General features: G+C 67.3%; 13 protein-coding genes and 1 pseudogene. 7 read left to right on the top strand and 7 right to left on the bottom strand.

Translation table 11 applies throughout. From position 1 onward, the window contains the following. Window positions 1-34 precede the first annotated feature (34 nt). On the bottom strand, window positions 35-478 hold the full coding sequence (locus IJ15_RS0103935; protein WP_051918485.1) for a hypothetical protein: 444 nt from the start codon (window positions 476-478) through the stop codon (window positions 35-37). 136 nt (window positions 479-614) lie between these two features. Here IJ15_RS0103935 and ctaE point away from each other — a divergent pair, with 136 nt between their 5' ends. From ctaE to IJ15_RS0103910, 5 genes are all read left to right on the top strand, one after another. Next, the gene (ctaE, locus tag IJ15_RS0103930; RefSeq protein ID WP_031937042.1) at window positions 615-1,226 is read left to right on the top strand and encodes an aa3-type cytochrome oxidase subunit III; all 612 of its coding nucleotides are present in this window, start codon (window positions 615-617) and stop codon (window positions 1,224-1,226) included. A 63-nt stretch (window positions 1,227-1,289) separates the two neighbouring features. Beyond that, window positions 1,290-2,162 carry a cytochrome bc1 complex diheme cytochrome c subunit gene (gene qcrC / locus IJ15_RS0103925; protein WP_197059737.1) on the top strand — a complete coding sequence of 291 codons (873 nt, stop codon included), beginning with the start codon at window positions 1,290-1,292 and terminating at the stop codon, window positions 2,160-2,162. Then, entirely contained in the window at window positions 2,159-3,295 is a 1,137-nt protein-coding gene (gene qcrA, locus IJ15_RS0103920; protein WP_031937040.1) for a cytochrome bc1 complex Rieske iron-sulfur subunit, read from the top strand. The genes qcrC and qcrA overlap by 4 nt, the downstream gene beginning before the upstream one ends. Next, window positions 3,292-4,938 carry a cytochrome bc1 complex cytochrome b subunit gene (gene qcrB / locus IJ15_RS0103915; protein ID WP_031937039.1) on the top strand — a complete coding sequence of 549 codons (1,647 nt, stop codon included), beginning with the start codon at window positions 3,292-3,294 and terminating at the stop codon, window positions 4,936-4,938. Before qcrA ends, qcrB begins: the two co-directional genes overlap by 4 nt. 183 nt (window positions 4,939-5,121) lie before the next feature. Beyond that, window positions 5,122-6,573, top strand: coding sequence for a carotenoid oxygenase family protein (locus IJ15_RS0103910; RefSeq protein WP_031937038.1), 1,452 nt, complete (start codon window positions 5,122-5,124; stop codon window positions 6,571-6,573). A 134-nt stretch (window positions 6,574-6,707) separates the two neighbouring features. Here IJ15_RS0103910 and IJ15_RS26630 read toward each other — a convergent pair whose 3' ends face one another. The 3 genes from IJ15_RS26630 to ctaC all read right to left on the bottom strand — a co-directional run bounded on the left by IJ15_RS26630 (window position 6,708) and on the right by ctaC (window position 8,953). Continuing rightward, the gene (locus tag IJ15_RS26630; RefSeq protein ID WP_031937037.1) at window positions 6,708-7,262 is read right to left on the bottom strand and encodes a hypothetical protein; all 555 of its coding nucleotides are present in this window, start codon (window positions 7,260-7,262) and stop codon (window positions 6,708-6,710) included. 170 nt (window positions 7,263-7,432) lie between these two features. Beyond that, window positions 7,433-7,849: a cytochrome c oxidase subunit 4 gene (locus tag IJ15_RS0103900; RefSeq protein ID WP_031937036.1), complete on the bottom strand. Its 417-nt coding sequence runs from the start codon at window positions 7,847-7,849 to the stop codon at window positions 7,433-7,435. 42 nt (window positions 7,850-7,891) lie between these two features. After that, window positions 7,892-8,953, bottom strand: a complete 1,062-nt coding sequence (gene ctaC, locus IJ15_RS0103895; RefSeq protein WP_081880564.1) for an aa3-type cytochrome oxidase subunit II — start codon at window positions 8,951-8,953, stop codon at window positions 7,892-7,894. Window positions 8,954-9,254: 301 nt separating this feature from the next. Here ctaC and asnB point away from each other — a divergent pair, with 301 nt between their 5' ends. Beyond that, window positions 9,255-11,180, top strand: coding sequence for an asparagine synthase (glutamine-hydrolyzing) (gene asnB / locus IJ15_RS0103890; RefSeq protein WP_031937034.1), 1,926 nt, complete (start codon window positions 9,255-9,257; stop codon window positions 11,178-11,180). Between the two features lie 73 nt (window positions 11,181-11,253). On the opposite strand, the gene IJ15_RS0103885 is transcribed toward asnB, so the two are convergent. From IJ15_RS0103885 to IJ15_RS24825, 3 genes and pseudogenes are all read right to left on the bottom strand, one after another. Next, window positions 11,254-12,228 carry a carbohydrate kinase family protein gene (locus IJ15_RS0103885; RefSeq protein WP_031937033.1) on the bottom strand — a complete coding sequence of 325 codons (975 nt, stop codon included), beginning with the start codon at window positions 12,226-12,228 and terminating at the stop codon, window positions 11,254-11,256. 126 nt (window positions 12,229-12,354) lie between these two features. Beyond that, window positions 12,355-12,705, bottom strand: coding sequence for a HesB/IscA family protein (locus IJ15_RS0103880; RefSeq protein WP_031937032.1), 351 nt, complete (start codon window positions 12,703-12,705; stop codon window positions 12,355-12,357). A gap of 59 nt (window positions 12,706-12,764) precedes the next feature. Beyond that, window positions 12,765-13,873 (bottom strand): annotated as a pseudogene (locus IJ15_RS24825) (glycerate kinase family protein). A gap of 107 nt (window positions 13,874-13,980) precedes the next feature. On the opposite strand from IJ15_RS24825, the gene IJ15_RS0103870 reads away from it, so the two are divergent. Then, the coding region (locus tag IJ15_RS0103870) for a DUF3043 domain-containing protein (RefSeq protein ID WP_031937031.1) at window positions 13,981-14,226 on the top strand (246 nt) is incomplete at its 3' end.

Raw genomic sequence — 14,226 nt, 5'->3', positions numbered from 1 at the left:
ATGTCGATCCGCAGCTTAGTGCGCGTGCCGTGGGTCACGACGCGGACGGCGGCTGCAGACCCTCCCAGCCGAGCGCGACGCCGCCCCTCCGCTGCGCCAGCCCCGCCATCCGGGACCGTTCCTGCGAGCAGTGCAGGGCATCGAGAATCTGGACCCGTTCGAGAACGACCGTCGTGGTTCCGTCGTCCGCCGGCTCCGGATCGCGTGCCGGCGCGTAGCCGTCCTGCGCCGCGACGGCGATGGCATCCTGGACCTCGGCGTCGGGCAGCCGCAGATGGTGGCGCAGCACCGCCTCCGCCTCCGGGATCCACGCGGGGTCGCCGCCGGCGCCGCGTTCGAGGACCGCCGAGGACGCCTCCGCGTCGTCGAACCCCGACACCACCACGACGAGATCCGGGCGGGTTCGATCCAGGGGTGCCGGCGAGCGCCGAGACAGAAGACCGCTCATCCAACGTGCGACGCCGCGCCTGAGTTCCATGCGCCTACCTTGCCACGTTCGCCGGAACCCACCGACACCCACCGACACCCACGGAGAACATGCCCTGACGTGGGACGACGCGCCGAGACCGGACCCGGGTACCCGTCTGTTACGACAAGGCGTCATACTTCTCAGCGTGACGAGCGCAGTAGGGACTTCAGGATCGGCAATCACCCAGCGCGTGCACTCGCTGAACCGGCCAAACATGGTCAGCGTCGGCACCATCGTGTGGTTGTCAAGCGAGCTCATGTTTTTCGCAGGGCTCTTTGCTATGTATTTCGTTGCGCGGGCGCAGGCGGGCGACAACTGGCCGCCGGAACCCGTGCATCTCAACCTGGCATTGGCCGTGCCGATCACCACGGTGCTGATCGCTTCGTCCTTCACGTGTCAGATGGGCGTTTTCGCCGCTGAGAAGGGTGACGTCTTCGGACTGCGGCGGTGGTACCTGTTGACCCTCGCCATGGGCACCGTCTTCGTGCTCGGCCAGGGCTACGAGTACTTCGTGCTCGTCAATGACGGCGTGACGATCTCGAGCAGCGTGTACGGCTCGGTCTTCTTCATGACCACCGGCTTCCACGGTCTGCACGTCATCGGCGGCCTCATCGCCTTCGTCTTCTTGATCGTCCGCACCAAGGTCAGCAAGTTCACGCCTGCACAGGCCACTGCGGCGATCGTCGTCTCCTATTACTGGCACTTCGTCGACATTGTGTGGATCGGCCTGTTCGCCACGATTTATTTCATCCGTTAGCCAGCTGGACGCCCAGGCAGCCCCCTGACGCTTCAGTCGTCCCGACATACCAAAGGGATACAGATGAGTTCATCCCCCCCTCCCGCAATCGAGGGTGACATGCCCCACCGCCCCGCAGCAGCTTCTGCCGCCAAGACGCGACGCCAGCGCAAGATGCGCCGTCGCGTCACCGGCGCGCTGATCCTCATGATGGGCCTGGTCAGCGCCGGCTTCCTCGCCTCCGCCTTGACGCCTGCACCGCAGGTCGCCACCGCGAGCGACGATTCCGCAGCGCTGATCCGAGAAGGCAAGCAGCTCTACGACACCTCCTGCATCACGTGCCACGGCGCGAACCTGCAGGGTGTCCAGGACCGCGGCCCCAGCCTGATCGGTGTCGGTGAGGCAGCCGTGTACTTCCAGGTGTCGTCCGGTCGTATGCCGGCCGCCCGCAACGAGGCTCAGGCAGCTCGCAAGACGCCCAAGTTCGACGCGCGGCAGACCGACGCCATCGGCGCCTACGTCCAGTCGCAGGGTGGCGGCCCCACCCTCATCCGCGACTCGAACGGCGAGATCGCGCAGTCGTCGCTGCGCGGCGGCGACGTCGCACGTGGTAGCGAGCTGTTCCGCATGAACTGCGCCTCGTGCCACAACTTCACCGGACGTGGCGGCGCGCTGTCCTCCGGCAAGTACGCCCCCGTTCTGGATCCGGCCAACGAGCAGCAGATCTACACCGCGATGCTCACCGGCCCCCAGAACATGCCCAAGTTCTCCGACCGTCAGCTGACGCTGGAGGAGAAGAAGGACATCATCGCCTACGTCAAGCAGTCCGCGGAGGTCGCGAACCCCGGTGGCTACGGTCTCGGTGGTCTCGGGCCGGCATCCGAGGGTCCCGCGATGTGGGTCGTCGGCATTGTCGCTGTCGTCGGTGCAGCACTGTGGATCGGAGCAAGGTCATGAGCGACGCCGGCAGCGGCGATACGCCGAAGAAGTACACGGACGACGAACTCGACCGTATGAGCAGGGACGAGCTCGTCGAGCTCGGTACCAAGCTCGACGGTGTCGATGTCGCGTTCCGTCGGGATCGCTGGACCGTCGAGGGCACCAAGGCGGAGAAGCGCGCCGAGCGCTCGGTCGCCTTCTGGTTCATCCTCGCGGGCCTGTCCGCGATCGCCTTCATCGGCATCTTCCTGTTCTGGCCGTGGGAGTACGCGGGCCCCGGCGAGGACACCTACTGGGCGTACAACCTCTACACGCCGCTGATCGGCTTCACCATGGGTCTCGCGATCCTCGGTGTCGGCGTCGGCGCGGTGAAGTTCACCAAGAAGTTCGTCCCCGAAGAGATCTCGATCCAGGATCGCCACGACGGCGGTTCGTCGGAGGTCGACAAGCGCACCCTCGTCGCTCAGCTGAGCGACACCCTTGACACGTCGACGATCGGGCGCCGCAAGATCATCAAGCGCAGCCTGATCTTCGGTGGTGGCGCGATCGGCATCATGTCGGTCATGCCCCTCGGCGGCATGATCAAGAACCCGTGGGCCAAGGGCGACAACTCCCCGCTGTGGGTGTCGGGCTGGACCCCGCGCTACCAGGGCGAGACCATCTACCTGCGTCGCGACACCGGTCGTCCCTATGACGTCGTGCTGGTGCGTCCCGAGGACCTCGATGCCGGCGGCATGGAGACCGTGTTCCCGTTCCGCGAGTCCGATCGCGGCAACGAGCACGCTCTGCTCGACAGCCTGCGTGGCATCCGCAACTCGGTCATGCTGATCCGTCTGCGCACCGAGGACACCGAGAAGGCCGTCAAGCGTAAGGGCCAGGAGAGCTTCAACTACGGCGACTACTTCGCCTACTCGAAGATCTGCACCCACCTCGGCTGCCCCACCTCGCTGTACGAGCAGCAGACCAACCGAATCCTGTGCCCCTGCCACCAGTCGCAGTTCGACGCCCTGCAGTACGGCAAGCCGATTTTCGGTCCCGCCGCTCGTGCTCTTCCGCAGCTGCCTATTACTGTGAACGAAGAGGGCTACCTCGTCGCCAACGGTGACTTCATCGAAGCCCTCGGCCCGGCATTTTGGGAGCGTCGACCGTGACCACTACCACTCCATCCAGAGTTGCCGCCCAAGCCGAGGCGGTCGACTCCCGGTACCACCTCGCTGCCGGAATGAAGCGACAGATCAACAAGGTCTTCCCGACCCATTGGTCTTTCATGCTCGGCGAGATCGCGCTGTACAGCTTCATCATCCTGCTGATCTCGGGTGTCTACCTGACGCTGTTCTTCGACCCGTCGCTGGCGCACGTCACCTACGACGGTGCGTACGAGCCGCTCCGCGGCGTCACGATGTCCCGCGCCTACGAGACGGCACTGGAAATCTCGTTCGAGGTCCGCGGCGGTCTGTTCGTCCGACAGATCCACCACTGGGCCGCGCTGATGTTCGCCGCGTCGATCATCGTGCACCTGATGCGCATCTTCTTCACCGGCGCGTTCCGTCGCCCGCGTGAGGCGAACTGGGTCATCGGCTCGCTGCTGCTGATCCTGGCCATGTTCGAGGGCTTCTTCGGTTACTCGCTGCCCGACGACCTGCTGTCCGGCACGGGCCTGCGCGCCGCACTGTCCGGCATCACGCTCAGCGTCCCGGTCGCCGGCACCTGGCTGCACTGGCTGATCTTCGGTGGCGACTTCCCCGGCATGCTGATCATCCCGCGTCTGTACGTCGCGCACGTGCTCCTGCTGCCGGGCATCATCCTGGCCCTCATCGCCGCGCACCTCGCGCTGGTGTGGTATCAGAAGCACACGCAGTTCCCCGGCCCCGGCCGTACGGAGCAGAACGTCGTCGGTGTCCGCATCCTCCCGGTGTTCGCTCTGAAGGGTGGCGCGTTCTTCGCGTTCACGTTCGGCATCCTCGCCCTCATGGGTGGTCTGCTGCAGATCAACCCGATCTGGAACATCGGCCCGTACAACCCGTCTCAGGTGTCGGCTGGTTCGCAGCCCGACTTCTACATGATGTGGACCGACGGCATGGCGCGTCTGTGGCCGGCGTGGGAGATCTACCTGTTCGATCGCTACACGATCCCCGCGGTGTTCGCTGTCGCGCTGATCATGGGTCTCGTGTTCGCGCTGATCATCGCGTACCCGTGGATCGAGCGACGCTTCACCAAGGACGACGCACACCACAACCTGCTGCAGCGTCCGCGCGACGTTCCGGTCCGTACCGGTATCGGTGCGATGTCCATCGCGTTCTACCTGGTGCTGACGATCTCGTGCATCAACGACGTCATCGCCTACCACCTGGACATCTCGCTCAACGCGATGACCTGGATCGGTCGTATCGGCATGGTTGTCCTGCCTCCGATCGCCTACTACGTCACGTACCGGTTCTGCCTGGGTCTGCAGCGCAGCGACCGCGCAGTGCTCGAGCACGGCATCGAGACGGGCATCATCAAGCGCCTGCCGCACGGTGAGTACGTCGAGATCCACCAGCCGCTCGGCCCGGTCGACGATCACGGCCACCCGATTCCGCTGGAGTACCAGGGTGCTGCGATCCCGAAGAAGATGAACAAGCTCGGATCCGCCGGCAAGCCCGGTTCGGGAAGCTGGACCACCCCGGACCCGGTCGAGCAGAGCCAGGCTCTCGAGGCCGCCGAGCACGCCGGCGAGCACGAGCAGCTCACGATGCTCACGGAGTACCAGGACCGCGTCCGCGGAAACGGCTCCGGCGACGGCGAAGCGCACTAGTTCGCCGAGACTGACGAGGAAGGCCCCGAACCGATATCGGTTCGGGGCCTTCCTCGTTGGCGTCCGGGCACGCGGTCGGGTCGGCCGCCTGGCTGGACTGCCGGGTCGAGGATGACGGAAAGTGCCCGAAGCTGCCCGGCGGACCTCTACTGTCCTGGACAACGACGAGGTTCCGGGGGTCCGATGGTGGCGAGCTATGTCGACGAACGGTATGCCCCGGTGCGTGCCGAGGTCACCGAGTTCGACCTGCCGGTGCAGGGCGCGATTCCGGAATGGCTCGACGGCCGCTATCTGCGCAACGGCCCCAACCCGATCGCGGACGTGCGTCCGGACGAGTACAACTGGTTCACCGGCGACGGCATGGTGCACGGAATCCGGCTGAGCGGTGGACGCGCGCTGTGGTACCGCAACAGGTGGGTCGACTCGGAGGTCACGTCGAAGGCACTGCACCGATCCGCTCCCCCGGAGCAGGGCCGCTCACCGCTGCACGGACCGTCCGCGAACACCAACGTCATCGGCTTCGCGGGCCGCACACTCGCGCTGGTCGAAGCCGGCGTCGCATGCGCCGAACTCTCCTACGATCTGGACACGGTCGACGTGTGCGATTTCGACGGCACGGTGCGTGGCGGCTACACCGCGCATCCGATCGAGGAACCGGAAACCGGCGAGCTCCACGCAGTCTCGTACCACTTCGGCCGAGGCGACACCGTTCTCTACACCGTCGTCGGACCGGACGGCCGACTTCGCAGGAAGGTCCCGATCCGGGTCGGCGGCAGCCCGATGATGCACGCGTTCTCACTGACCCGCGACTACGTGGTGATCTACGATCTGCCGGTCACGTTCGACGTCCGCAGCGCCGTCACCGCGAACGTCGCGCGACCGCTCCGCCCCTTCGCCGCGCTCGCGCTCAGTGCCACGATCGGACGCGTCCGCGTGCCGGGCCCCGTCCTGAACCGTCTGCCTCCCACCCGCGCCGGGAGCTTTCCGTACCGCTGGGACAGCCGTTATCCGCCCCGCGTCGGGCTTGTCCCCCGCCGCGGTGATCCGACACCGCTGTGGCTGGAAGTCGAGCCGTGCTACGTCTTTCATCCGGTCAACGCCACCAGTGACGACGGAAAGGTGGTCGTGGATCTCGTCGTGCACGAGCGGGTGTTCGACGCCGACCGCACCGGACCATCCGAGGGGCATCCACGACTGGAGCGCTGGCATCTCGAGCCGCGGGTCAGCAACCGGGTCCGTCGGACCCGGCTCGGCGACGAGCACGTGGAGTTTCCGCGGTTCGACGAGCGCTTCACGACCTCACTCCATCACGATTGCTGGCTCGTCGTCGGCTCCGACGACCTGTCCGGCGAACACCGGCTCATCCGGTCCGATCGCACCCGTGGTGTCCAGGCCATGCGCGACTTCGGTCCCCGATCCGCGGTGGGCGAGTTCGTGTTCCACCCGGAGGCTCCGGACGCCCCGGAGGGCCACGGCGTAGTGATGGGACTGGTGTCGGATCTCGGGTTGAAGTCGACGGAGCTGCGAATCCTCGACGCCCGGACGCTCGAGGATCAGGCGTCGATCGCGCTGCCGCAACGGGTGCCCGCCGGCTTCCACGGGAACTGGATACCGGACACCGCATCGGCCCTCTGACAGCCCGCCCCGCCACCGGTGGGAGTCAGGCTCGGTCGACACAGTGGTGCACAGCTCCCCGATCGCGCAGATCACTCGGTCGCGGTGCGGGTCCATCCAGACAGGTGCGCCGTCGGAGTCGCCACCGGGCGTGCTCAGGGAACCGGGAAGGCCCCGAACCCCGCCTGAATCGGCACCTGCGGCCAGAGGCTGGACTCGCCCGGGAGGACGGAGCGGGAGACGTCGGCGACCGCGACGACGGTGCCGCTGCCGGTGACCGCGGTGGCCGGCGCGTACCGGCACCACTCGTCGGGCGCGGGACGTCGTCGACTGAAGTCGCTGTACGGCAGCGCATCGAGCACTGCCTCGCCGACCGCGCCGGTGGTCAGGTTCCGCCAGGAGATCGCCACGTCGATGCAGTCGAGGAGGGTGGCGGTCGCGACCGTTGCGGACGGCACGGCCGAAAAGGTCACCACACCCGGCTCTCCCGTCGCCGCCGACGGCGTGACGGCGGCTATCTGGTTCGGCACCCAGCACCGGAACCCGACCGTGCTGCATGCCGACACGAACGTCGCCGGAACCTGGAACAACGTCGTCTGCGGGGGCGGCGAGTTCGGCTGCGCCCCGGCGGCCGAGCCGAGGGACAGCGCCAGGGACACCACGGCCAGTGCGGCGGGAACGATCGAACGAACAAGTGTTATGCGGCGCATGGCATGACCTCCAGCGCGTGGGACTCCCGACCCTGTGGCATGTCAGCGTACGCGCCGGCGTCGGGCCGGTGCGCCGCAACGACCCGACGCCGTACGCTTCGCCCGGAAACGACTGAAGGCGCCGAAACCCTTTCGGGTTCGGCGCCTTCAGCGTCGTTCTGAGGTGAGAGCTAGTGCTTCTCGGGTCCGAGGTGGTACTCGAAGACCAGGCCGGCCGAAGCGGTGATCACGAGGACCACGGCGATGACGATCATCCAAGCCTGGAAGAAGGCCAGGGAGAGCGCGGCGATGGCTGCGGCACCGGCCAGCAGGATGGGCCAGAAGCTACCGGGGCTGAAGAAGCCCAGATCGCCGGAGCCGTCGGAGATCTCCGCCTCCTCGTAGTCCTCGGGACGGGTGTCCAAACGACGGGCGACGAACCGGAAGTACGTGCCGACGATCAGGCTCAGTCCGGCCGAGAGAACGATTGCGGTCAGGCCGGCCCACTCGATTCCGGTCCGCGACATCGCGGTGAAGACACCGTAGACGATCGCGACGAGAATGAAGAACACCGTCAGGATCTCGAAGAGCTTGGCTTCGATCTTCATATCAGTTCTTGTCCTTGGTCAGAGATTCTCGGGATTCGCGGGTCAGTTGCCGGTCGATGCTTCACGCACCGTGCGGTCGGTGTCGAACGGTGCCGTCGACGTCGCGGTGGGCGACTCGCCGATCGAGGCCAGCGCCTCGGCGGTGCTCAGACCCTTGCCGCCTTCCTCCACAGACTTCCGAGCCTCGATGTAGTCCTCGAACTTGTCCGGCGATACCGCGCGGACCTCGAAGTTCATCATCGCGTGGAAGGTGCCGCACATCTCGGCGCAGCGGCCCACGAACGCGCCTTCCTTCTCGATCTCACTGATCTGGAAGACGTTGTCCGAGTTGTTCTCCTTCGGGTTCGGGTTCACGTCACGCTTGAACAGGAACTCCGGAACCCAGAACGAGTGGATGACGTCAGACGATGCGAGCACGAACTCGATGCGCTTGCCGGTCGGCAGGACGAGGATCGGAACCTCGTTGCTGGTGCCGACGGTCTCGATCTTGTCGTAGGCCAGGTAAGAGAGGTCCTGAGTGTTCTTACCGTGGATCGGGCCGGTCTTCTCGCGGCCCTCCTCGTCGAGGCCCTCGGGCTTCGAGGCGGCCAGCGCAGCAGCGGTGGCTTCCTCGTCGATGCCCTCGTACTTCGCCGTGCCGTCACCGAGATCGATCGTGCGGTAACCGAACTTCCAGTTCCACTGGTACGCGGTCACATCGACCACGACGTTCGGGTTGTCCTTCTTCTCCGTGACGTAGTTCTGCACGACCACGGTGAAGTAGAAGAGCACAGCGATGATCACGAACGGAACTGCCGTGTAGAACAGCTCCAACGGCACGTTGTATGCCGTCTGACGGGGGAACTCGGGAGAGTCCTTCTTCTTACGGTGGAAGATGACCACCCAGAAGGTGAGACCCCACACGATGACACCCATGACGAGGGCGGCGACGACCGACCACGTCCACAATTCGCGCATACGCTCGGCCTGCGGGGTAATTCCCGATGGCCACCCGAAGCGGAGCACCGGATTGTCGATTGAACAACCCGACAGCAGCATGGCAGCTATGCCCAAAGATGCTGCCAGCCCGGCTCGCCGAAGGATCCGACCTTGCGCCACGTTCACGCCTTCCTGATCGCCGCAATTCCACTAGGGCACTTCCCGATGGGAAGGCCCAATTACTACGCAGCGTAGACCAAAGGCGCCGATCCTCCACTGTCGGGTCGGCACCCGTGTTGCAGTCAGGACCAATGGCACTCCACCTTACGCGCCCGACCTGGGATTCAGCTGAGTCTCGAGGACCCACGAACAGTCCGGGCACGATCCGGGCACGGGAACTGCGGCATACTTCCCTGGGGAATTCGGACCGTCCCCGGAAGGCCGACTCCTCACCGACAATCGACTCTGAAGCGAGGTACTGGACGCCGTGTGCGGACTGCTCGGACTACTCACCACCGACGGCACCAGCGACGACGCCGTCGCGCGCGTCGATGCGGCCATGCACTGTCTACGTCATCGCGGGCCCGACGAACACGGCACCTGGCACGACGACGACCTGGTCTTCGGCTTCAACCGGCTGTCGATCATCGACATCGAGCACTCGCACCAGCCGCTGCGGTGGGGGCCTCCGGAAAGTCCGGAACGCTACGCGTTGACGTTCAACGGCGAGATCTACAACTACCTGGAGATTCGGGCGGAGCTCGCGAAGGACCACGACGCCCGGTTCCTCACCGAGGGCGACAGTGAAGCCATCGCCGCGGCTTTCCACTACTGGGGCGCCGACGCCGTCCGCCGGCTGCGGGGCATGTTCGCGTTCGCGGTGTGGGACACCGAGACCCGCGAGCTGTTCGTCGCCCGCGACCCGTTCGGCATCAAGCCGCTGTTCATCGCCACCGGGACGGGCGGCACCGCATTCGGCAGCGAGAAGAAGAGCCTGCTCGAACTGGCGGACGTCATCGGTATCGACACCGACCTGGATCCGCGGGCGATCGAGCACTACACGGTGCTGCAGTACGTTCCCGAGCCGGAGACGCTGCACGCGCAGATCCGTCGGCTCGAATCCGGCTGCTATGCCCGGCTGACCCCGGGCGAGGCACCCGAGGTGACCCGCTACTTCACCCCGAAGTTCCCGGCCGTGCCGTTCGCGGCCGGCAGCGAAGCGTCCCGCTACCGCGAGATCGCGGAGGCGCTCGAGGATTCGGTCGCCAAGCACATGCGCGCCGACGTCACCGTCGGCTCGTTCCTGTCCGGCGGCATCGACTCCACGGCCATCGCCGCGCTCGCGATGCGGCACAACCCGAACCTGATCACCTTCACCACCGGCTTCGAGCGGGAGGGCTACTCCGAGGTCGACGTCGCGGCGGAGTCCGCGGCCGCGATCGGCGCCCGGCACGTGGTCAAGGTGGTCTCCCCCGCCGAGTTCGCGGCGGCGATCCCCGAGATCATCTGGTATCTGGACGATCCGGTCGCCGACCCGGCCCTGGTGCCGCTGTGGTTCGTCGCGAAGGAGGCCCGCAAGCACGTCAAGGTGGTGCTCTCCGGTGAGGGCGCGGACGAGCTGTTCGGCGGCTACACCATCTACCGCGAGCCGCTGTCGCTCAAGCCGTTCGAGATGCTCCCCGGGGCGTTGCGGCGGGCGGCGGGCAAGCTGTCCGAGCGGATTCCGGAGGGCACCCGCGGCAAGAGCCTGCTGCACCGGGGCTCGATGACGCTGGAGGAGCGCTACTACGGCAACGCCCGCAGCTTCAGCGACGCCCAGCTGCGGGCTGTGCTGCGCGACTTCCGCCCGGAGTGGACGCACCAGGACGTGACGGCGCCCATCTACGCGCAGTCCCGCGACTGGGATCCGGTGGCGCGCATGCAGCATCTCGACCTGTTCACGTGGCTGCGCGGCGACATCCTGGTCAAGGCCGACAAGATGACGATGGCGAACTCGCTCGAACTGCGCGTGCCGTTCCTCGACCCCGAGGTGTTCGACGTCGCGTCGCGGGTCCCGCTGGATCAGAAGATCACGAAGACGACGACGAAGTACGCGCTGCGCCAGGCGCTCGAGGGCATCGTCCCGCCGCACGTGCTGCACCGCGCGAAGCTGGGCTTCCCGGTGCCGCTGCGGCACTGGCTCGCCGGCACCGAACTGTTCGACTGGGCACACCAGCAGATCGCCGAGTCGGGCACCGACCACATCTTCGACAAGGCCGCGGTCACCCGGATGCTGAACGAGCACCGCGCGGGAGCGTCCGACCACAGCCGCCGGCTGTGGACGGTCCTGTGCTTCATGGTGTGGCACGGCATCTTCGTCGAGAAGCGCATCGTGCCGCAGATCCAGGAGCCGGTGTACCCGGTCAACCTGTAGCGGCTCGCCACCCGGAACGCACTCCGCCCGGGTTCCTCTCTCGAGGAACCCGGGCGGATTCGTGTCCGGCGCCTTACGGCAGCAGCGTGGCGATCTCGTCGGCGGCGTCCTTGCCGTACGCCTCGGTGAGCCGCTTGATCGCGTCGTCGCGCTGGAACGTCCATTCCTGGGTGCCGACGGTCTCGAGGACGTAGACGGCGACCAGGGAGCCCAGCTGAGCGGAACGCTCCAGGCTCAGTCCGGCGGAGTGCGCGAGCAGGAATCCGGCGCGGAACGCGTCGCCGACGCCGGTGGGGTCGACCTTGCTGCGCTCGGGCACGACGCCGACGCGGATCCAGTTGCCCTCACCGTCGACGATCTCGACACCCTTGGAGCCGAGGGTGGTGACCCGCAGTCCGACCTGGGCGCGGATCTCCTCCTCCGACAGCCCGGTCTTCTGCTGCAGCAGGCCCCACTCGTACTCGTTGGTGAACAGGTACTTGGCGCCGGCGATGAGCTTCTTGGCCTCGTCGCCGGACAGGCGCGCGAGCTGCTGCGACGGGTCGGCCGCGAACGGGATGTCGAGCAGTCGGCACTCGTCGGTGTGGCGGACCATGGCTTCGGGGTCGTTGGCACCGATCAGCACCAAGTCCAGGCCCCCGCGTGCCGCCACGAGTGCCGCCAACTCGATGTCGCGGGCCTCGCTCATCGCGCCCGGGTAGAACGACGCGATCTGCGCCATGTCCTCGTCGGTGGTGCACACGAAGCGCGCGGTGTACGCCGTCTCGGACACGCGGACGCCGCCGCAGTCGACGCCGTTGGACTCGAGCCAGGTGCGGTACTCGGCGAAGTCGGCACCGGCCGCACCGACCAGCAGCGGCGATCCCCCGAGCACGCCCATCGCGTAGGCGATGTTGCCGCCGACGCCGCCCCGACGGATCACGAGGTCGTCGACGAGGAAGCTCAGCGAGATGTGCGCGAGCTGGTCGGCGAGCAACTGCTCGGCGAACCGGCCCGGGAACCGCATCAGGTGGTCGGTGGCGATGGAACCGGTAACCGCAATAGTCACGCGCGGATGCCTTTCAGCTCGGGTGGCCTCGAACGGCCGAGTTGGGGCGGTAACGCAGTCTGACGCGGAGCCCGCCGATGAAAGGCAGGCTCCGCGTCAGAATGCGTCGTGAAGGTTGTACGGGACTCAGTTGAAGGAGTCGCCGCAGGCGCACGACCCCGTGGCCTGGGGGTTGTCGATCGTGAAGCCCTGCTTCTCGATGGTGTCGACGAAGTCGATCGAAGCGCCCTCGACGTACGGTGCGCTCATCCGGTCGACAGCGAGGTTGACGCCGCCGAAATCGACGATCAGGTCACCGTCGAGGTTCCGATCGTCGAAGAACAGCTGGTAGCGCAGTCCCGCACAGCCACCCGGCTGCACGGCGATGCGCAGCGCGAGGTCGTCGCGCCCCTCCTGATCGAGCAGTGCCTTCGCCTTGGCGGATGCAGCCTCGGTCATCTTGACGCCGTGGGTGGCGGTCTCGTTCTGCACAGTCATGGGCTCTCCCTGTCGCTCGTGCCAAACCCGTGATCGCTTCAACGGTACTCTGCGGCCCTCTATTCCTCATGTATCGGGCCGATATGAGTGAAGCCCGACGCCTCCCGCCACCCGCCCGCAACGGACGACGTCAGCGACTCGATCAGGGGACCGGCCTCACGCATGGCGCGTTCGACGGATCCCGCGAACTCGGTGACCGAGAACGCAGCGGCGATCCCGGCGCCCCGGACGGTGTCCCGGTCCACCGTCACCTGGCCGGCGATCACGACGGTCGGCACCCCGGCCCGGTTGGCGGCGTCGGCGAGCGCGGTGACGAGCTTGCCGCGCAGCGACTGGTGGTCGAATCTGCCTTCCCCGGTGAGCACCAGGTCCGCCGACGCCAGTTGCCGCGCCTGCCCGGTGCACTGAGCGACGATCGACGCGCCCGGTTCGCGGCGCGCCCCGAGTGCGAGCAGCGCGGCGCCCAGGCCGCCGGCCGCACCCGCGCCCGTCAGGTCGGCGACGGGACCGTCGACGAACGCCGCCAACTCCGCCGCCCAGGCGGTGTTGCGGCGCTCGAGTTCCTCGATCGCATCCGCGTCGGCACCCTTCTGCGGACCGAAGATCCGCGCGGCTCCGTGCTCACCGAGCAGCGGGTTCTCGACGTCGGTGGCCGCGACCAGGTCGATCGCCGTGAGCCGCCGGCGCGCCCGGTCCAGGCCACCGAGGGCGGCGATCATCCCGCGGCCGCCGTCGGTGCAGCAGGATCCGCCGAGGCCCACGACGATCCTCGCGGCACCCGCGTCGAGCGCGGCCCCGATCAGCTGCCCGACGCCCCGGCTGTGTGCGTCGAGGGCGCTGCGCGGAGAGGGCGGGCCGTCGAGCAGTCCCAGGCCGACGGCCTGCGCCGACTCGACGTACGCGGTGACTCCCGGTGCCTCCGGGGCCGCCGGGGTCTCCGGGGTCTCTGCAAGGACCCAACGCGCCTCGACCGGTCGACCCAGCGGCCCCTCGACCCGCACGGACCTGACTTCGCCGACGGTGGTGGAGATCACGTCCACGAATCCGGGGCCGCCGTCCGACTGCGGTGCGAGGACGACGACGTCGTCGGGCCGCGCGGTCGACCATCGGCGGCCCGTACCGCAGTGAGGGTTTCGCCGAACGAGTCGGGGGCGATCAGCACACGCATCAGCGGAGTGTATGGCGCTCCCCCGACCTCGGCATTTCAGGCCTGGTCCTGGCGGTTCACGGGTGGTCGGTTTCGCCAGCGCGGCAGTTATCCCATAGCCTGGATGTGTGAAGCTGCTACGCCGAGGCGACTCTGACAATTCCGACAAACGCGATGGTGCGGCCGCCGGAGAGATCACCGAGGCGACCGCAACGACCGCGGAGGCGATCGACACCACCGGGTCCGCGACCCCCGGCAAGGGCCGCCCGACGCCCAAGCGCCGCGAGGCCGAGGCCCGCCGTCGCGGGCCCGTCGCACCCGCACCGCTCACCGCGAAGGAGGCCCGCGCCCGCCGCAAGGCCACCCGCGGTTCC

It is taken from the genome of Prescottella defluvii (assembly GCF_000738775.1).
Lineage (GTDB): Bacteria > Actinomycetota > Actinomycetes > Mycobacteriales > Mycobacteriaceae > Prescottella > Prescottella defluvii.
Note: the sequence above shows the minus strand (reverse complement) of the source record. Positions and strands in the feature narration are given on the sequence as shown.